The organism is Rhodopirellula sp. P2 (assembly GCF_028768465.1).
Lineage (GTDB): Bacteria > Planctomycetota > Planctomycetia > Pirellulales > Pirellulaceae > Rhodopirellula.
Genome location: NZ_CP118225.1, coordinates 4,884,554 through 4,904,214, shown reverse-complemented (window position 1 = coordinate 4,904,214; position 19,661 = coordinate 4,884,554). Strand labels below are relative to the sequence as shown.

The following is a 19,661-nucleotide window of genomic DNA, read 5'->3' as shown; positions in this document are numbered from 1 at the left end:
ACAAAGGCTTCAAAAACGAATCAGCGCAAGCCGCTGACTCGCATGGGAAGCGTGTACACAGAATCTTGGGCGGTGATGAACAGTTCTTGGTGCCCTGTGCCGCCGAAGGTCACGTTCGCGGTCCAGCCCTTGGGAACGGCAATTGTTTCCAGCTTGTTCCCGCCGGCATCGAAGACGGTCACTCCGGCACCGCCGGTCAGGTAAAGGTTGCGCTCTTGGTCCAGCGTCATGCCGTCACTGCCCATCTCACAGAACAGTTTGCGATTGGCGAGCGTTCCGTCTTCCGCGATGTCGTAGCGATAGGTCTTTTTGTCCCCGATGTCGGCGATCCAAAGCTGGCGGTTTTCGGGGTCGCCGATGATCCCGTTGGGCTGGACCAAATCATCCGCCACCTGGGTCAGCTTCCCGTCCTTGGACAAACGATAAACGCCGCGTGGATTGTCCGCGGGGATTTTGTGGTTCCAGTAGGGACGTTGGTAGAGCGGGTCGGTGAAGTAGATGGCACCGTCAGCGTCGACCCAGCAATCATTGGGGCCACCAAAGCGACGTCCGTCGACCGAATCGATCAGAACCTTGTGCGACTGATCGCGAAGATCGATCGACCACAGTTCGTTGTTGGCGTCGGCACAGGCGATCAACTGATTCGGTGCGATGAAGTCGAGGCCGTTGCTGCGACCGCAGGGGGACATCCAATCGGTCAACTGTCCGGTGGCGGCGTCGTACCGAACGATCCGGTCGTTGGGTTGGTCAGTGAAGTACACGTTGCCATCATCGTCGGCGATCGGGCCTTCGGTGAACTTGTAAGAGTCTCCCACCAGTTTCAACGTGGCGTCGGTTTGGACGACCGAACGCGAGTGGGGCGCGGGAGCGTTGGAGCCAGGTTCATCCGCGAAAAGTGGGGATGCCAGAAGCGAGGAAGATGTGATTGCGACCCAAGCCAACAGCCGCCGACGAACTGGATTCATTTGAGGATTCACTTTCATGGACTGGTGGGGCAAGATCCAATCGCGGCATCCAGTCCATTCCCGCGACGGTCAAAGAGACCATCGTAATCACAACGGCAGCGATCAGGTTCAGGAACAAACCGTTGCGTGCCATCTCATCGGTTCGGATGCCACCGGCACCAAACACGATCACGTTGGGTGCCGTCGCAACGGGCAGCATGAACGCACAGGAACAGCTGATCGTTCCCGGCAACATCAGCAATTCGGGCGGCAGGCCAACTTCCAATGACAACGCGGCCAAGATGGGAAGCAGCAACATCGCGGTGGCTGTGCTGCTGGTGATTTCAGTCAGGAACGTGACGAGCAAACAGACCGACAGCACGATCAACCAAGGCGGGGCGTTCTTTAGAAATGCCAGTTGGTGACCGATCGCGACACTCAATCCCGATTGGTCAAAACCGGTGGCCAGGGCCATGCCGCCACCGAACATGATCAAGATCCCCCAAGGGATTTTCGCGGCGGTGTCCCAGTCCATCAGACGTTCGCCGTCACCCAAGCCGTTCGGGCAAATGAACAGAAACAAGGACGCAGCCAAAGCGATGGTGGCGTCGCCGATCATGCCACCGTCCCAGGGCAGCAATCCCGTCCATCCACCCAGCGGACTGGAACGAAAGACCCACAGAAAGGCAGTCACCGCAAACACAATCAAAATCAAAATTTCGTTGCGGGCAATCGGTGCCATGCCCGGCATTGAGACTGGTCGAACGTCATCGATCCCGCGGGTCAGCCACCACCAGATGATCGGTAGCATGATGAGGGTGACCGGCAAGCCAAACATCATCCAAGTGCCAAAGGGGACGTCGACACCGAATTTGGTTTGCATTTCGCCCATGAAAACCACGTTGGGAGGCGTCCCGATGGGAGTCGCCATGCCACCGACGCTGGCCGAGTACGCAATGCCCAGCAGCAATGGGACGCGAAGTTTCGGATCGTCGGCTTGGGACAAAACCGCCAGCGCGATCGGCAGCATCATCAGGGCGGTGGCGGAGTTGCTGATCCACATCGACAGGGAAGCGGTGGCTAGCATGAACCCCAGCACCAAGCGTTTCCCGCCGCGTCCGCCGACCAAGCGAACCATGTTGATCGCGATTCGGCGGTGAGCGCCGCTGCGTTCCATCGCGGCGGATAGCAGAAAGCCGCCCAGCAACAGCAGGATCATCGTGTGCCCATAGGCGACGGCAACGTCGCGGTGACTGACCACGCCCAGGGTCGGGAGCGCCACGAAGGGCAGCAGTCCTACCGCGGCAATGTGCAGGCACTCAAAAATCCACCACATCGCGCAAACCATTGCCACGCCAGCGCACGCGGTCGCGGGTGCCGACAACCCAGCCTGATGAGCGTAGAAGCAGATGCCGAGCGCAACCAACGGCGCGATCGGCAGCATCCAACGGGACAGTTTTTCAAAGCTCATCCATCCATCCGCACACCGAGGGTGAGCAGAAGGTTGGCATAGCGCTGTTGGTCTCCGGTTTGGATCGTCAGCACATGGTCATCGGTGATCACATGGTCATAGAATGACCACTTCTCGAGCGGTTGCAGTTCCACGCAGCTGCCGGCGTCCTGGAATGATTGGCGGTACTCTTCCCAGACCGGTGGATCGCCATCGAGGGCGTAGGGGCCGTCGGTTTCGGTTTGCATGGTCATCGCGGCTTCCACGGGAACCGCCGAAAGCAGCGCTTTCAGAACTTGGTCACAGGAAACCAAACCAGGGCTGAGGTTCAGGCTGACCAGCTTCGCATTGGGGCCGCGTTTATTCAAAGCGGGGTAATTTCCGTCCGCGATCAAAATGGTGCTGTGGTGGCCAGCGGCCGCACAAATGGCAGAAATCTCGGGGTGGATCAAGTTGGACAAAAGCATGGGGACGCCTCGATCAAGATGCGATGGGATAGAGCGGGGAATGCAACGACGGTTGCGGAAGGGCGACCGTCGTGTGGGAGGAGGTGCCGATCAGGCAACACTGCTTTTCAAATTGGCAATGCTTTGGCGAGCCAAGGTTTCAGCGCCCGGCGAATAGTCGAACACTTCGACGCTGACCCAGCCGTCGTACTCGACGTCCGCCAGAGCCTTCATGATGGGCTCGAAGGGCACGTCGCCCATGCCGGGCCCCAGCAGGTTGGGATCGTTGGCATGGAAATGGATCATCGAATCAGCGTGTTCGCGGATGACGGTTTCGATCGGCTTCGACTCGCTGCTCATGGCTTTGACGTCCAAGTGCAAACCGATGTGGTCATCGCCAAGCATGCGAGCCAATTCGACCCCTTGGTCAGCCGTGTTCAGGAAGTCACCCTCGGTCGGGCCGAGAGGTTCCAGGGCGATTCGAACGCCGTGAGAGTGCAGCGCCGGGATCACGCCTTGCAGGACCTCGGCGGCGTATTCCATGGCCTCTTCGATCGTCTGGCCTTCGGTTCGATTGCGTTGCTGCGGCGATCCAAGGACCATGACTTTTCCGCCCAGGTCCGAACACAGTTCCGCCAGGTCGCTGAGGTAAGCCGTGGTGCTCGCTCGCGTGATCGCGTCCCGCGTCGTCAGGTGATAGCCCTCGGTTTTGGCCAGCAACCAATGCAGACCGACGCACTGCATGTCCGCCTCGATGATCTGGTCGCGGTAGGCGCGACGATCCGATTTGGAAAAGGTGGAGATGTCGTCGGCCAACATGAAAGGGGCGACTTCCCATCCGGTGTAGCCTGCGTCCCGAGCGATGCGGAGGGCATCTTCGACGGGCATGTCACCGAATGTTTCGTTGCAGATTGCGTAACGGAAAGGCATGATTCAGAGCGATCTTCAATTGGTGGGTTTTGGGTCGGGATCTGGTCCTGTCTCGGTCTGACAATGTAGGCTGTCACGCCCCAAGATGGCAGACGTGCAACGAAAATCGATGGCGGGAGTATGCTTCTTTCGCTTTGCCGTGCTGTTCATTCCGATTCCGCTGCTTCCAACCGATTGAAACGATGATCTATCGAACCAAGCTCACTCATGCTTCTCTGGCGTTCGTGTTGGCGATCGCGATGCTGCCCCTGGGATGCTCGCCAACGGCCCGCACCAGCTCACCAGGGCCGGCCGATCCGGATGCGCCTACGGAATTCACGACGACAGAATCGGGATTGAAGTACCGGATTCTGCGAGTGGGGTCGGGTGACAAACCCGGACGCGAAAGTTTTGTGACGGTGGACTATGTCGGCTGGCTGGAAGGTGGCCGGGAATTCGACAGTTCCTACAACCGACGCGAATCAACGGACTTCAATCTTTCCAGCGTGATCCCCGCCTGGACCGAAGGCGTGCAACTGATCGGGGAAGGCGGGATGATCGAACTGGAAGTCCCACCGGAACTCGGCTACGGACCAGCCGGCAATCCGCCCACGATCCCGCCCAACGCAACGCTGCACTTCAAAGTCGAACTGCACGACGTCCGCTGAGGAAACGTCCCGCAACAACTTTCCGCTTTCTTCTGCAGCGGAAAGACGCGAGCCCTCCGGGATCGCCGCTTCGGGCGGCTTGCGTTGCTCCGCTAAAATGGGGAAGGAACGCGATCCCGGGGAAACTCGATGCCAGGAGTGATCGGTTTCTCAGGTAGGCCGGAACAAGCGACTTCGGCGCTGCTCCGGCGGATGAGCTCTAGTTCGAGCTCGGCCATTGGATGTCGATCCAAACCAGACGATGATCGGTGGCGCGAATTTGTTTTCCCAGGTCCGTTTGAGCATCCGGCCAAACGACGGCCGAACCGACGATGTCAAGGTTGCTGGATGGCAACACATAATCGACTCGAATCTCGTTGCGACCAAATTTCGCGGTGGAGATGCCGTGTTGCGGGCTGGTCGGTCGCGGGTCCTGGACCCGAGGATTGTTGAGCAAGTTGGTGATGCCGCTGCGGAGACTGTCGCCTTGTTTGGGATCGGAATTCAAATCACCCGCGATCACGAACGCCGGCGGTGATCCTTGGGAATCGTGTTTCAATCCTCCGGCGGTTCCCATGTCGTCAACCATCCAGTCGGCATGGGCGTTGGTGACGTACTCGTTCCAAAATCGGATTTCATCGTGATTGCGTTTGCCGTTGCGATCTTCTGCGCCGTCGAAGACCGGCGGAGTCGGGTGGCTGGCGAGCACGTGCAGCGGAATCGTTTCAGTCTTTCGACCGTCGTGTAGGGTGGAAGATTCCAAGGTGGGGATCAAAACCGGAATGTCGACATGGTTCTTGCTCGACAACCGCAGCGAGTTCCAAACCTCGTCGCTGTGGTAGGGCTGTTCGGTGACGGGATCAATCGGCCGCAAGGCACCTGGCATTGTCGACCAGCGGAGCGTTTGAAACGTGCGGGCCGCGTCGCGGTCGATTGGATATTGGCTGAGGATCGCCATCGCATATTGCCCGGGATACTGACCAAAACCGTGAGCATCGGTGGGGAGTTCGACATCGCCATCGTCGTCCAGATCAAGTTGTCCAAGCAGCCCTGTGTTGGTTGGGATCGACCAGCGATGCGGGTACTCCAGCGGCAAATCGCCCTGAGACAAGTACTCATCCGCGAAGGCGTTCAGCGTGCGCCCCTCCGGTTCATGATCGATTTCACAGAGTAGCAAGACGTGGGGCCGGATGGCCTGAATCACGCTCGCCAAATCGGTGGCTTGGGAGTCGTTCCCCGCGAGCAAACGTTTTGCGACGTCGCCCGCGCTCTTTCCGTACAACGAAACATTGAAGGAAGCGACGCGAAGGGGGGCCGTTGATTTGTCCACCGGCATTGGTGTCGTCAGAATGTTGGGTGAAGGCGGAACCTGTTGCCCTGACGCTTTCAACATGTCCACTGGGATCCAGAGAATAGAAACCGCCAAAGCCAGACGCAAATTCATAAACCACCAGGACGGGGGAACGTTACAATGCGAGGAACGCGAGACGTTGTCCGTTTTCGCAGGCCAGCCCCTGCCTGACAATGACTGGAGGGCTCGGATCAATGAACACGTTGATCCGAGTGGTCATCAATTGGTGCGGGATGGTGCACAAGGGTGCGGTTGAGAACTTCGATTCGAATTCGAGTCCCTGAGATCCAGTGAACAAAGAAGCACAGATTCACGCTGCCGGTCGGACGGACGTTGGGCAGCATCGGGATGACAATCAAGATCAGTTCCTGATTGCTGAGCTGCGGAAGTCGATGCAGATCCATTCCACCAGCTTGCCGCTGGACAAAGAGTCGATGCTGTTTGGTGGACGCAGCGGGCAGTTGTTGGTGGTCGCGGATGGAATGGGAGGCCACGCGGCGGGACGTCGAGCCAGCAACTTGGCCATCGATCATTTGATCGCTCAGTTGTTGAACAATGTCCACTGGTTTCTTCATTTGGATGAAGATCACGATGAAGCGTTCATCGAATCATTGAAGGCATTGCTGCAGCAGACTCATACCAAGCTGTTGTCTGAATCCAAAGGCACTGCTGAGCATCGCGGGATGGGGACGACGTTGACGTTGTCCTACATCGTCTGGCCGCGAATGTATGTCGTGCATGCGGGGGACAGCCGTTGTTACTTGATTCGCAATGGCAAGTGCAAACAGCTGACGACCGATCACACGCTGGCCAAACAGTTGGTCGATGCCGGGGGGATGAAACCGGAAGATGAGGCTGGAAGTCGTTGGTCCAATGTGCTCTGGAATGTTCTGGGGGGACACGGACGCAACGACCTGATCGCCGAGGTCCATCGCGTCCAGTTGGAAGAGAATGACACCGTGATTCTGTGCAGTGACGGGTTGACCCGTTACATCGACGAAGCCGCGTTGTTGTCCGTCGTCAACCAGTACGGGGATGACATGGAGGCCATGACTGATCATCTGATCTCGTTGGCAAACGGGGCCGGTGGAGTCGACAACATCACCGTGGTGGTCAGTCGCCCTCGGGCAACCGAGGCATCAACCAGCCAAGACGACCCGCCTCGTTCGGTTCCCTTGGTCCGTTTGGATGACGAGAGTGATCTGCAGCCCGATTCGGACGAATCGATGAGCCTCGAAGAACTTCAAACCTTCGCGAATGAAGACACGCTGCCGGACGAACGCTGAACGCCGATCACCAGACACTCCAAGGATCAAGTTGCTTGAGCGTGCTTTGTCGGCGTGCAGATTGATCAGCGAACCATCCCGGCGACGGGGACAGGTTGATCAGGGGCGAGAGCGGGCACCCGGTGGCAGGATACGTTGGATCGAGCTCAACGCTTCGGTATCGGCAAACTCTTCCGGTTGTTCGGATGGGAGCGGTTGCTTGGGCTGGAGAAACATTCTGTCTTCATTTTGAGGGATGCGGTCAGCGTGCCCCCCGCAATTGGCTGGCATGTTTGTAGCGTGCCCCAATAGCAGTTTGAGTTTGGCGATCCGCCCCTTGATCGTCCGAATTCGGATTGCGCTCCCTGCTGCCCCGCTCGATTCTTCTCATGCCCTCGTCCGATCGAATTGACGTTCCCACGGCACCTCCGAGTGCGCTTGGGTACTATCGTCTCAATGAAATGGGGCGAATGATCGAAGCCAATGAGACGTTGCTTCGGATCCTGGCAATCGAATCGATCAACGATCTGCAGGCAAAGGGCGATGATTCGACAAAGTCACCGCGTCAGGTTGTTCCGTGGCATTCGCCCTCGAGTCGCAACGGTCGCATGTTTCGCGAGTACTTTGATCGCAATCTCCCAATCACCCAGTGCCAATCCAAGGTCCGCGTGGCGGGGCAGACGCGTTGGTTTGTGGAAACGCTGATTCCGGTTCGTAATGGCACGGGGCATTTGGAACAGTGGTTGGGAACGGTGCACGATGTGACGGCCAGTCACTCTCAAAGCGAAGCAATGCTGGCGACCGCCAATGCCACCGCAGCGGCGCGAGAGGCTCAGTTGATCGAATTATGCGATCAAGTTCGTTGGTCACTTGGACGCGTGCGTGAATCGATTCGGGCGAGTGACTCCGCCTGCATGACCAACGCTCTGTGTGACACGATCGAGCACCTGGTGGACTTGGAGTCGGAATCGGATTCGACCTTGGATGCTGACGACGTGGTCGATCCTGGCAAGCAGGCCGTCAGAGAACGTCGACAAGGGTTTCGGCTCTGTGAATTGGTGGAAGACCTGGCGGAATCGGTTGCCCCCGAAATTCACCGTGCAGGGCGGCGAATCACGGTCCAAATCGATCACGGTTTGCCCACGGTTGTACGAGGCAATTTGCAAACCATCCACTGTGTTTTGGCAAACCTGTTGCATCACGCTGCCTCCCACACCGACTGGGGTGACGTCAAAATTGTGGTGGCAAAGAGCAACAGTCGGGCAGTCTTCGCGATCCGGATGGCTGGGCATCCTTGGACGCCAGAAGAGACTGCGGCAGAACAGTTTGACCCAGAGCATTTTCCCTCCGAGTGGAAAATCGCCTCTCGCTACGCCCAACGTTTACACAGCGGTTTGACGCCGCGATTTTTGCCGTCCGGCTGCTTGGAGGTTTCCTTTGAGACCACCCTGGTGGAAGACACGGACCTGCAGTCTGACCAACACCCCGAGACTGTTCTTGGTGAACACACTCGCGTGTTGATCGTGACAGCTCACACCGCGACCCGGGATGCACTGACTGAGATTTTAGCGGGTTGGAAGATCGCGTCCTCCAACTGTGATGAACTGGATGTTGCGCTGCAGCGGATTCGAATCAATGAGAAAATGGGGCAGAAGTTCGACGCGATTTTGATCGATGAGGCCATCTTTGCGACACGGCAATCGCTTTCGAAGGAAACGATGGAGCTGCTGGCCACTTCTGCCAACATTCGGATTCAATCACGCGGAACAAAATGCCAATCCAGTTTCCAACAACGACTGCGAACGCCAGATTGGGTGTGGACGGTTTCTGAACCCATTCGCCAAGGTTGTCTTCGCACCGCCATGATTGGCGCGATCCATTCCGACGCCCCAAGTTCCAGCAACAGTTGTGAACAGTGCCACTCGCTGCCACTGCACGACATTGTGGTGAAGGAAGAACGGTCGGTCTTCCCAATCGAACGACTGGTCACCGCAAACGCGGACGACGATGGCGGGGGCACGTCATCTTCCAACACGGAGTTGCTGGAGGCGTCGATGCTTCTCGGTCTGGATGCGTTGCAGGACGAATGTGGCGGTGATCCTGCTTTGTCTGCGGTGGTGATGGAGGTGATGTGTGCCTCGATGCCGAAACGCATCGACGAGATCCATTCAGCTGTTCAACGTGGGGATTTGGATTCCGTCCAACGGTTGGCGCATCAAATGTCAGGAGCTGCCAAAGATCATTCCTTGACGGCCGTGGCGGAGTTGACGACGGAACTGAAGGCACATGCAATCTCGAGAGACAGCCGGCGTGTGAACGCTTGCGTGGACGCGTTGGCAGATCGCGTCACTCAGACGATTGAATTGATGCAGTCGCTGTTGGAGGAAACGTCATGAGCACGTTCCAATCGGATCCAATGAGTGTGTTGCAACAGTTGGATGCTGCCGAGAGTCTGGCGTTCACCGCTGTTTCGCCAAGCGATGCATCGTTGGTGGCGGCCGATCCCGCGACTGGAAATGTGGGCGCTGTCCCGGTCGCGATCCACTCGGACACACAAACCATTTTGGTGGTGGAAGGTGATGAGTCGACACGGGAAACCCTGATCCAGATGTTGCAGTACCGTCGGTACAAGGTTCTGGCGGCAGCGAGCGGGCGCGAAGCCATTTTGACGATTCAGCAACAGCACGTTGATTTGGTGTTGATGGATGTCGATTTGCCAGACCTGGATGGGTTTCGGACGACGCGTTTGCTTCGCCAGATGATGGATTTGTCGCAGTTGCCCATCGTGATGGTGACCTCGGCAAGTGATCCCGACGAAGTTCTTCGGGCGTTTGACAGTGGTGCCAATGACCATGTTTGCAAGCCTCTGGATCCCGCCGCCACGCTCGCACGCATTGCCACGCAGTTGCAACTGAAGTCGGCCTTGCAGCGGTTGCAGCAAAGTGAAGAACGATATGCGCTGACAGCACGCGGGACCAACGATGGGATGTGGGACTGGAACCTCGTCACCGGCGAACTGTATTTGTCGCCACGTTGGCGATGCATGGTTGGCCTGGATGGTGCGAGCTGGACCCCGCACGGTTCGGAATGGATGGACTTGATTCACCATGAAGACCGACGCCGAGTGCAGTTGGATCTCGAGGCCCATCTCTGCGGAGAAACGGACCACTTCGAAACCGAACTCCGCATGCAGGATGGGAAACAAACCTATCGCTGGATGCTGTGCCGAGGGTTGGCGGTCAAAGATTCCCACGGATCTGCGTACCGGATCGCGGGCTCGTTGACAGACATCACGGAAGGCAAGGTCGCCGATGCACTGACGGGACTTCCCAATCGCATGCTGTTCAATGATCGCGTGCAACGTTCGGTCGATCATCAGTCCCGCAACCCGCAAAACCGATTTGCGGTCATCTTCATGGACGTGGATGATTTCAAACTGGTCAACGATCACTTTGGCCATGACGCCGGCGATGATTTTCTGGTCAGCATCGCGTCGCGGTTGGACACCTCCCTGCGAAAGTCCGATGCCATCATCGCTCGAATGGGCGGGGACGAATTCGCAGTGTTGCTGGAGAATATCCGCCACGTCGATGAAGCCGTCGCGGTAGCGATGCGTTTGCACGAGAAAATGCGTTCCCCGTTTCCGGTGGGCGATCGTGAAATTTTGACTCAGGCCAGCATGGGGATCGCGGTTTCGGAATTTGATCCGGAATCCGGCAAACCTCAGGCGACCGCGGAAGAATTATTGGTCCGCGCCGACACGGCCATGTACTTCGCGAAGAACCAGTCGGAGTTGCCGTATGCGATCTTCAACGATGACATGTTGGCGGAGAACATGCTGCGGTTGGAACTCGGGTCACAACTGCGGCATGCACTCGACCGAGATGAACTGACATTGTTGTACCAACCCATGGTTCAGCTCTGCGACGGAACGACGGCAGGTTTTGAAGCCTTGCTGCGGTGGGAACACCCCGAGCACGGAACCGTGTCCCCGAACATGTTCATTCCGATTGCAGAATCCAACGGGCTGATCGTTGAAATTGGAAAGTGGGTGCTTCGCAAGGCCTGTCAGCAAGCCAAGCTATGGCAGGCGGAGTTTGGCCGCCCGATCATGATCAGCGTCAATGTTTCTGTCCGCCAGTTGTCAGCGTCGGGATTCGTCGAAGCCGTGACCGAAACCTTGGAACAAACGCAACTGCAGCCCGAGTGCCTGAAACTGGAAGTGACCGAAAGCCTGTTGATGCAGGACCCCGAAAGCACAATTGAATTGCTGCATGATTTGCGAAGGATTGGGCTGACGATCGGAATCGACGACTTTGGGACGGGGTATTCCTCGTTGTCGTATTTGCACCGCATGCCGCTGGACATCTTGAAAGTCGATCGGTCGTTCGTTGATTCGATGTTTGATTCGGACAAGAACGCAGCGTTGATTCGCTCGATCCTGGCGCTGGCCAAAAGCTTGGAATTGAACGTGGTCGCGGAAGGCGTGGAGACGCAAGCACAACTACGATGCTTGCAGGACCTCGGTTGCCATTTCGTGCAAGGGTTCTACTTCTCGCACCCGTTGAAACCGGATGTCGCCAGCGAGATGATCAATCATCACTGGTTGTGAACCATTCGATCGCAACGCAACTTCGATCCCAGGCACTGGTGATCCCCGGACCGGACGGTCCCGGCAGTGGCTAAAGCGGTGCGGGCAAATCGCGGCGGGTGAAGACGACCAACGCGATCATGTAGCACGCCACCCCCAGCCCCAACAGCAGCATCGGGTATCCCAGCGGTGGCAGCCAACCACCGTCCAACGGCACCGAGAGACTCCACGGTGACCAGAGACTTCCATCGCGAATCAGCGACGTCATTTGCTGCGGTTTGTAACAGTTGAAGAAGGACATTCCCTGTAGGAACGCAAGCGGTTCAGCCGCTTTGCCGAGTCCGTACATGATCAGCTGGATCACATAGACAGTCATCACCGCCCCGATCGTCCGCCAGCGATAACGATCCAGGCTGCTGAAGCAGGCGCTCAAACCAAGCAAGAAAAATCCGAACGCGAACAAGTGAAACACCGATGCGGTGTAGATCCTCAAGTCCACTCGGTCGCTCATCGGGAACGTCTGTTCGACGGGCGGGTCATTGGTCAACGGAAGTTCGAATCCCAGGAACGGCACGCGAACCGAAGGCGGTGGAATTGTTTCGGAAAGCGTTGTCAGGTGCACGCCCACGGCCATTCCTGCCCAGAGGGCCAAGCACAAGGCGATCAATCCACCAATGCTGACCACGGCGTGTGAGAGCATGAAACGAGCCCGACTGATCGGTTGGCTGAGCAGCATTTCCAAGGTGCCACGCCCAAGTTCGCCGCTGACCACGTCACTGCCGCGAGCGATGCACCAGATCACGGTGCACAGAATCACGATCGGTTCGTCAAACGTCATGCCCACACGACCGGAATAGGTGAACAACGCGTCGAACTCGATGGGGGCAAACTTTTCGTAGTCGCGGAACTGTTCCAGGATGGTTTGGAATTGGCCCATGTCCAGCAACTTCACCACCCAGACTCGCACCCATCCAAACGCGAACAAGGCCACGGCCAAGGCTGAAAACAGCAAGCTGGATTGCCCAATGAACTTTCGGATCAGCATCCGGTCGATTCCGATGTCACGCCAATGCATCATAGGTCTCCCTCGGATGTTGGCGAACCGGGAACCGTGGCAGCCAGCGGTTGAAGTTGCGGGAGTGTTTCGCCCAGGTGCACGGATTGGTAGATGGCATGCAGTCCTAATGGTTCGATGCGGACTTGTTCGATTGGGAGCGTCGCCAACCATGGCAGCACCGGGGCCAAGTCACCTGCTGTGCTGATTTGCAGGCGATCGTCAGTTGGGGTGATTCCGCCAATCCACTTGGCGAGTTCGGATGGGATGGGAATCGCTTCCAGGGAGGCGTCCGTGCGTCGCGCGGTCACGCGATGCCGCTGGAACAAATCTTCCAGTGCCAGTTCGTGGGCCAGGTGGCCTTTGCGAAGGAAAGCAACTCGGTCGCAGGTTTGCTCAATTTCACTGAGCACGTGCGAGGAGAACATCACGGTTCGTCCGAGCCTCTGTTCGGATGAGACCAAATCCAGCACCGTGGCTCTCACCGTCGGATCCAAATTCGCAGTCGGCTCGTCCAGGATCAACAACGGCGTGCGGGGCCCCAAGACGACGGCCAGGGCGAGTTTCTGACGCATCCCAGTCGACATGAACGCAACGCGGCGGGAAAGATCGAGTTCGAGTTGCTCAGCGACGTCGAAGGAACGCGTTCGATCGCCCGAAGGATGCATTTCTGCGAAAAATTCCAGCAACCCTTTGCCTCGCATGTGCCGTGGCAATCGAGCGTCACCGGGCAGATAGGCGACCTGTCGACGAACGGCCACAGCATCGTCTGCGGGATCCAACCCATCGATCGTGCACCTTCCCGATGTGGGGTGCAAGTATCCCAGCAGCGTTCGAATCAGGGTAGTTTTTCCGGCTCCATTGGGGCCCAGCAAGCCAAACACTTCTCCGCGACGCACCTTGAGGCTGCAGTCGGACAATGCCGTGAAATCACCGTAGCGCTTGGTCAGATTTTCGCAGCGAACCAAATCGCCCGTGTGGGGGTCAGAGAGGGAGGCGTCGGACGGTTTCAAAACGGCGGTCACTGGCGACTTGTGGAAACTGTTTGTGAGGACGAAACTTGGACGCTGAGAGCTCGGCGAGGGATCGGAACCAAATTGGATTCGGCACCGCATTGTCGATTGTTGTCAATCAACCTCTGGGTCAGATCCCGTTCACCAACCAACTCGACGGAATAGCATGACGGAAAACGCAGCGCAAAACGACCCGCCAACGCCCCCTGCACTTCCTCAAGGAATCCGTTTTGCCGGTGCGGCCGGCGGAATCAAGGCCAGTGGAAAACCAGACGTCTCGTTGATTGTCACGGATCGACCGGCCGTGATGGCTGGAGTCTATACCACGAACCAGATCGTTGCCGCGCCCGTCGTGCTGACGCGATCAAAGACGCCGACGTCGACGGGACGCGTGGTGCTGACCAACAGTGGCAATGCCAACGCCTGCACTGGTGAGCAAGGCATGCAGGATGCGAAAGCGATGTGTGACTTCGCCGCAGAATTGACCGGGTGCGACGCGACGGACGTGATGGTGATGAGCACGGGCGTGATCGGACAACCGTTGCCCATGGCGAAGGTCCGAGCGGGAATCGAAATCGCGGCTGGCAACCTGGGGGATTCGGAAGCCGACTTTTTGGCTTCCGCCGATGCGATCTGCACCACCGATCAGTTTCGCAAAACGGTCAGTCAAACGGTGACGCTGCGAGGCCATGAATACCGGATCGCAGCGATGTGCAAAGGTGCCGGCATGATCGCTCCGAACATGGCGACCATGTTGGGCGTCGTGATGACTGACGCACCGATTGGCCCGGATGCCGCGCAGGCTTCGCTGAAACAGATCGCAAGCGAAACCTTCAACCGAGTCAGCGTGGACGGGCACACCAGCACCAATGACACCGTGATGTTGGTCTGCACGGGAATGTCGGAATCCGACAACGCACAGGAGCTGAGTCAGGACGAATTGTCGGTTTGGCAAGAAGCCGCCACGCAAGTCGCTTTGCAACTGGCGAAGATGCTGGTGGCGGACGGTGAAGGCGCGGCTCGTTTCTTCGAGGTTCGTGTTTCAGGTGCGGCCAACGACAAGGACGCCCTGGTGATTGCGAAGACGGTGGCGGCCAGTCCCTTGGTGAAAACCGCGATCACGGGCGGGGACCCGAACTGGGGCCGGATTGTTTCGGCCGCGGGTTACGCTGGTCCCAAGATTCAACCGGAGCGGACCAGCCTCGTGATGGACGGTGTAACGGTATTTGAAAATGGAACGCCACTTTCGATCGACGCCGCGAAATTGAGCCAGGCCATGAAGGCGAATTCCGAGGTGCTGGCCGACTTGAAGGTCGGCGACGGGCCGGGCAAGGCATCGTTCTGGGCCAGCGATCTGACCGAGGCCTACGTGCGTTTCAATTCGCTGTACACGACCTGAGCGTCCTCCATATGGTGCCATCCACCTTGACCACCATATGGTGCCATCCACCTTCGTCCTCCATATGGTGCCATCCACCTTGATTTGACTTTGCTGCGGCGATGCATACGATGCTTTTGTCTTGCCAATCCCACTGGAGAGCAGAGCGATGCCGCGGCCTCAGCGAAGCGAACAGTTTGATCCCAGCGAAGTGGGGATCGTGCACGTGGTCCAGCGATGTGTGCGACGCGCCTTTCTTGCAGGTGTCGACCAGGCGACCGGCAAGGATTTCTCGTTCCGCAGGGAATGGATTCGCCGGCGGATGGAAGCTCTGGCTTCGGTGTTCGCGGTCGATGTGCTTTCGTACGCGGTGTTGAGCAATCACATGCATCAGATTCTCCGCAACCGGCCGGATGTCTGTGCTCAATGGAGCGACGAGGAAGTTGCGATTCGCTGGCTGCGTGTGTTCCCCGGTCGACGCCTCGAAGAACACTTGGCCGAGCCGACTGAAAACGATGTGCAAATGCTGGTTCGCAACAAAGAGCGGCTGACTGAAATCCGTCGCCGCTTGTCAGACATCTCTTGGTACATGAGAGCCTTGGCCGAACCCATTGCCCGACTGGCAAACAAACAGGACGAGTGCACCGGCAGATTTTGGGAAGGTCGCTTCAAAGCACAGAAAATCGTCGACGAGGCAGGCTTGCTCGCCTGCAGCATGTACGTTGATCTGAACCCGGTCCGTGCAGCGATGACGGCGACTCCCGAGACCAGCCCGCACACCAGTGCCTACGACCGGATCGAAGCTCGCAAGGGCGAACGAATCCCTTCGGCCGCCTTTGATCTGAAACCGATTCCGACGGAAGAAGCTGGACGAGAAATCCGAGAAACGCCCGTCGAAGTTCTTCAGGAAAAACGCAGGGCGAAGCGACGCAATCCAACCGGCAAACGGATCCGGCGAGACGAATGGTTGAGCCCTCTGACGTTGAGCGAAACCAAACTGTCCACCGAACCGCAAGTCCACACGAAAGGGCTCCGCAGCAGCGATCGCGGATTCTTGAACATCCGCTGGAGCGATTACAAACGGTTGCTGGACTGGACCGCGGCGCAACCGATTGCCTGCCGAGCGGCTGAACTGCCCAAGCGTCTCGCCCAAACGCTCTCGGAAGTCGGAATCGACGCTTCGATGTGGCGAGACTTGGTGTGGGACTGGCAGAAATACTTTGGCAAAACCAGCTGCATCGGTCGCCCTGAATCGCTGAAAGCCGATGCAGAACGCACCGGCCGCCATCACCACCGCGGCCAGGTCCAAGCCGCAGCCTGCTTTGCCTGAGCAGCAAGGTCAAAGCACGCGTCATCCTTCGCAGTGGTGCATAGGCCGACGGAACAGTTGGGGACAACTGTTCTACTCTGCTGCGTTCCAACGCCCTCAATTGAGAGGCGGAGCCACTGAGCTCACGATCCTCGCCGGAAAATTGCGATGCCCACGTGAGATTCGCTCTCCATTCGCGACGCCTGCGCTTTTCAAAAGGTGGCTGGCACCTTATTCGCTGAGCTGCATCGGTCGCCCTGAATCGCTGAAAGCGGACGCAGAACGAACCGGCCGCCATCACCACCGCGGCCAAGTCCAAGCCGCAGCGTGCTTCGCTTGAGCAGCAAGGTCAAAGCACGTGTCATTCTTCGCAGTGGTGCAAGGGGCGACGAAACAGTTCGGGACAACGGTTCTACTCTGCTGCGCTCCAACGACCTCAATTGAGAGGCGGAGCCACTGAGCGTGCAATCCTCGCCTGAATATTGCGATGCCCCCGTGAGATTCGCTCTCCATTCGCGACGCCTGCACTTTTCAAAAGGTGGATGGCACCTTATGGAACTGTTGGGGACAACTGTTCTACTCTGCTGCGCTCCAACGACCTCAATTGAGAGGCGGAGCCACTGAGCTCACGATCCTCGCCGGAAAATTGCGATGCCCCCGTGAGATTCGCTCGCCATTCGCGACGCCTGCACTTTTCAAAAGGTGGATGGCACCTTATGGAACTACTCGCCTGAATATTGCGATGCCCCCGTGAGATTCGCTCTCCATTCTCGACGCCTGCACATTTCAAAAGGTGGATGGCACCTTATGGAACTGCACCTTATGGAACTAGGCCTTTTTGATGTTGACCACGCGTGTGCCGGAAAGACTGTCGTGCCAACCGACTCGCGTGTCACCGAAAAGGTAAGAGAGTGGGTCGAAAGGGATCATCCGGGCCAAACTGCGCCCGAGGATTTTCCCGAAGCCGGCTTTTCCGCCATCCACCGAGACAACGCGTGTCTTCGTGATGAACTTGGCAAGCGTGGCGCCGAACAACGCTTCCATCACCACGTAGTAGAAGACGAAGAATCCGAAGCCCAAGACCATCGAAACGAGCGTCATCCTCGCGTCTTGGTCGGGCGTCATTTCGGGACCATACATCACAACGAACACGATTCCGACAGCGAGGCCGATCCCGAATGAAAAGACTTGGACAAACACCCAATCCAAGAGGTAGTTTGCCAAGCGTTTGTTCTGAGATGCAAAGTTGTCAGTCGACACAGGGCCCGCATCGGATGCCTCGTGCAGCGAAGTCGCGTAGGGATTGTGCCCTCCTGCACTGGATGCGACAGGTTTGAGACCAGGTTGAGGGGTCACTGCCACGGGCCCCAAATCGGTCTCAGTGAGTTCGTCGAACAATCCAGCGTCCGTGCCCAGTGGGCTGGCGGCGGGTTGTGGCCGACGGGCGGGAGCGGTTGGTCTCGCCGCAGGGGACGCGGCACCGGCAGGGGAGGTCCCCTTGGGAGCGGGCACTCGCAATTGCTTGCCGCAAGGACACTTCACTGTCTTTCCGGCGGCTGTGTCGGGGACTTGAAGTAGCTTTGAGCAACCCGGGCATTTCAATTTCATCGGAGATCATTCCCATCCATTTGGTTCCAGGACTCGCGTTCCGGGAACAGCCAATTTCTTCACGAATCGTATCGCGACGAAGGTGATGATAACCCAATTGATTGGTCGAGTCTCAGGCCGGTTGATTCAACTCGTCGCGTTCATCGACGGCTGGCCGGAAAGGCAGACGATTTTGAGGTGCGATTTGAGTTCGTTCGGTAGCTTTTCGACGCCCCTGCAAAATTGAGAAATTTCAATGAAAAAACGCCCAGGACTCACGAGGAGTGACCGGGCGTCTTCGTTTTCAAGGCCGCGTGACGGCGAAGTAGCGAGGGGGAGACTACTGAATCGTGTCACCCAGATTGGTCGCAGTTTCCACTTGTGATTTGGCATCGGAAGCGTTGCTCGCACCGTTCAGGTTCGAGTTCACTTCGGTGCTCGCTGCTCCATCCTGATTCGGGGTCAGGCCCGCATCCAAATTGGTTTCCGAGTCAGCGTTGACATCACTTCCAGCCCGGGCTTGCGTTTGGTTTCCCACACGGGCATCGGTGTTGGCTTTGTCGTCGTGATCGGTAGTCGATCCGGCGTTCGCATTCGTTTCGGATGACACCTCGGCATTGGTGACATCGGACGCTCCTGCAACAGCGGTTGCTGTTGCGGTATCCGCATCAGCAGACGAACTGGAGTCGGCCGAGCCTGCAACGCCATCTTGCGGCGTTGCGTTTGATTGTGGTGAACTCATTGGTTCATCTTGGTCCTGGTTTCCGTATCCAGCTTCGTAGCGTTCTTCTTGACCGGCGGAATCGCTGGTCATGCCGTTGTCGAAGTAGACACGTTGACCGCCAACGCAGATGAACTCACGCCCGTTGTTGTCATGAAGCAGCGTGTACACGCTGTGCGCAGATTGCCCGTGGTGAACAACACCTTGCCCGTGTTGGATGGACTGATGATGCATTCCGTGAGCCGAAACACCACGATGATGTCCAAGCGAGCCCCTCATGTGCGTCGGAGGATGATGGTGTTGCTGGTGCTGCATCCGATGTGGGGCGTGAGTCGCCTGCTCATGAGGATGAATTCCCACATTTGCGTTGTGATCGACATGGACTCGCACACCAGGGGCAGCATCGAAGTTTCCATGCTGGTTGATTTGATTGGCTGCGGCCCCGTGCGATTGTGGGCTGGAACTCGCTGCGGCATCATCGACCCGATTGCGGAAATTGTTCACCGTTCCACGCGTGACGTTCTGAGCTTGACCAGCCGTCCGACTGACTGCATTGCCAACCTGGTTCGCAGCATTGTTCAGAACACCTTGTGCGCTTGCCATGGTGCCCGTGGCGACGAAGCCCAAAAATGCGGCGGAGTTGATGAATTTTCTCATGTTGTTTTCCTTTGTTGTGGGGTGATGGGGCACGGGCGACGACGCATTTGAAAGCAAGGCTCGCAGCAGTCGACACGTCCGATGGGAATGCCCCGTTTGTGTCTTCGTTGGGAGAGCAACTGACGCAAGCGGTGTTCCGGAAAGCCAAAACTGGCAACAAAGCAGGAGGGAGGTTGCAAAGATGGGTGGATCTACGCACCGATGCGGTATCAGCCGCGAGCGATTGGCCGATGGGGCGTCGCTACGGTGCTCGAAAACGTTTCATGGATGGCAGAAAGTCGATCAGGTGCGGCGGTGATCGGTTAGGACCGGCTAACCAAATACACAGGTCACGACGGA

15 protein-coding genes are annotated in these 19,661 nt (G+C 57.7%); 6 read left to right on the top strand and 9 right to left on the bottom strand.

Annotation, left to right across the window (positions count from 1 at the left end; all coding sequences use genetic code 11):
* Positions 1 to 20 precede the first annotated feature (20 nt).
* The 4 genes from PSR62_RS17400 to PSR62_RS17385 all read right to left on the bottom strand — a co-directional run bounded on the left by PSR62_RS17400 (position 21) and on the right by PSR62_RS17385 (position 3,770).
* The gene (locus tag PSR62_RS17400) at positions 21 to 965 is read right to left on the bottom strand and encodes an SMP-30/gluconolactonase/LRE family protein (protein ID WP_274404277.1); all 945 of its coding nucleotides are present in this window, start codon (positions 963 to 965) and stop codon (positions 21 to 23) included.
* Complete coding sequence (locus PSR62_RS17395) at positions 883 to 2,415, bottom strand: SLC13 family permease (RefSeq protein WP_274404276.1); 1,533 nt, start codon at positions 2,413 to 2,415, stop codon at positions 883 to 885. The genes PSR62_RS17400 and PSR62_RS17395 overlap by 83 nt, the downstream gene beginning before the upstream one ends.
* Complete coding sequence (locus PSR62_RS17390; protein ID WP_274404275.1) at positions 2,412 to 2,861, bottom strand: RbsD/FucU family protein; 450 nt, start codon at positions 2,859 to 2,861, stop codon at positions 2,412 to 2,414. The genes PSR62_RS17395 and PSR62_RS17390 overlap by 4 nt, the downstream gene beginning before the upstream one ends.
* A gap of 90 nt (positions 2,862 to 2,951) precedes the next feature.
* The gene (locus PSR62_RS17385) at positions 2,952 to 3,770 is read right to left on the bottom strand and encodes a sugar phosphate isomerase/epimerase family protein (RefSeq protein WP_274404274.1); all 819 of its coding nucleotides are present in this window, start codon (positions 3,768 to 3,770) and stop codon (positions 2,952 to 2,954) included.
* 182 nt (positions 3,771 to 3,952) lie between these two features.
* Here PSR62_RS17385 and PSR62_RS17380 point away from each other — a divergent pair, with 182 nt between their 5' ends.
* Entirely contained in the window at positions 3,953 to 4,417 is a 465-nt protein-coding gene (locus tag PSR62_RS17380) for an FKBP-type peptidyl-prolyl cis-trans isomerase (protein WP_274404273.1), read from the top strand.
* A 199-nt stretch (positions 4,418 to 4,616) separates the two neighbouring features.
* Here the strand turns inward: PSR62_RS17380 and PSR62_RS17375 are convergent, their stop codons facing one another.
* On the bottom strand, positions 4,617 to 5,789 hold the full coding sequence (locus tag PSR62_RS17375) for an endonuclease/exonuclease/phosphatase family protein (RefSeq protein WP_443217287.1): 1,173 nt from the start codon (positions 5,787 to 5,789) through the stop codon (positions 4,617 to 4,619).
* Positions 5,790 to 6,037: 248 nt separating this feature from the next.
* On the opposite strand from PSR62_RS17375, the gene PSR62_RS17370 reads away from it, so the two are divergent.
* From PSR62_RS17370 to PSR62_RS17360, 3 genes are all read left to right on the top strand, one after another.
* Positions 6,038 to 7,033: a PP2C family protein-serine/threonine phosphatase gene (locus tag PSR62_RS17370; RefSeq protein ID WP_274404271.1), complete on the top strand. Its 996-nt coding sequence runs from the start codon at positions 6,038 to 6,040 to the stop codon at positions 7,031 to 7,033.
* A 368-nt stretch (positions 7,034 to 7,401) separates the two neighbouring features.
* Positions 7,402 to 9,408: an Hpt domain-containing protein gene (locus tag PSR62_RS17365; RefSeq protein WP_274404270.1), complete on the top strand. Its 2,007-nt coding sequence runs from the start codon at positions 7,402 to 7,404 to the stop codon at positions 9,406 to 9,408.
* Complete coding sequence (locus PSR62_RS17360; protein ID WP_274404269.1) at positions 9,405 to 11,624, top strand: putative bifunctional diguanylate cyclase/phosphodiesterase; 2,220 nt, start codon at positions 9,405 to 9,407, stop codon at positions 11,622 to 11,624. Before PSR62_RS17365 ends, PSR62_RS17360 begins: the two co-directional genes overlap by 4 nt.
* Before the next feature lie 70 nt (positions 11,625 to 11,694).
* Here the strand turns inward: PSR62_RS17360 and PSR62_RS17355 are convergent, their stop codons facing one another.
* Both PSR62_RS17355 and PSR62_RS17350 read right to left on the bottom strand, forming a co-directional pair.
* Positions 11,695 to 12,678: an ABC transporter permease subunit gene (locus PSR62_RS17355; protein ID WP_338020216.1), complete on the bottom strand. Its 984-nt coding sequence runs from the start codon at positions 12,676 to 12,678 to the stop codon at positions 11,695 to 11,697.
* On the bottom strand, positions 12,678 to 13,682 hold the full coding sequence (locus PSR62_RS17350; protein WP_274404267.1) for an ABC transporter ATP-binding protein: 1,005 nt from the start codon (positions 13,680 to 13,682) through the stop codon (positions 12,678 to 12,680). The genes PSR62_RS17355 and PSR62_RS17350 overlap by 1 nt, the downstream gene beginning before the upstream one ends.
* Positions 13,683 to 13,836: 154 nt before the next feature.
* On the opposite strand from PSR62_RS17350, the gene argJ reads away from it, so the two are divergent.
* Both argJ and PSR62_RS17340 read left to right on the top strand, forming a co-directional pair.
* Positions 13,837 to 15,069 carry a bifunctional glutamate N-acetyltransferase/amino-acid acetyltransferase ArgJ gene (argJ, locus tag PSR62_RS17345; RefSeq protein WP_274404266.1) on the top strand — a complete coding sequence of 411 codons (1,233 nt, stop codon included), beginning with the start codon at positions 13,837 to 13,839 and terminating at the stop codon, positions 15,067 to 15,069.
* Between the two features lie 148 nt (positions 15,070 to 15,217).
* Entirely contained in the window at positions 15,218 to 16,378 is a 1,161-nt protein-coding gene (locus tag PSR62_RS17340; RefSeq protein WP_274404265.1) for a hypothetical protein, read from the top strand.
* A gap of 807 nt (positions 16,379 to 17,185) precedes the next feature.
* Here PSR62_RS17340 and PSR62_RS17335 read toward each other — a convergent pair.
* Positions 17,186 to 17,965, bottom strand: coding sequence for an RDD family protein (locus PSR62_RS17335; RefSeq protein ID WP_274404264.1), 780 nt, complete (start codon positions 17,963 to 17,965; stop codon positions 17,186 to 17,188).
* Between the two features lie 319 nt (positions 17,966 to 18,284).
* On the bottom strand, positions 18,285 to 19,322 hold the full coding sequence (locus tag PSR62_RS17330; protein WP_274404263.1) for a hypothetical protein: 1,038 nt from the start codon (positions 19,320 to 19,322) through the stop codon (positions 18,285 to 18,287).
* Between the last annotated feature and the right edge of the window lie 339 nt (positions 19,323 to 19,661).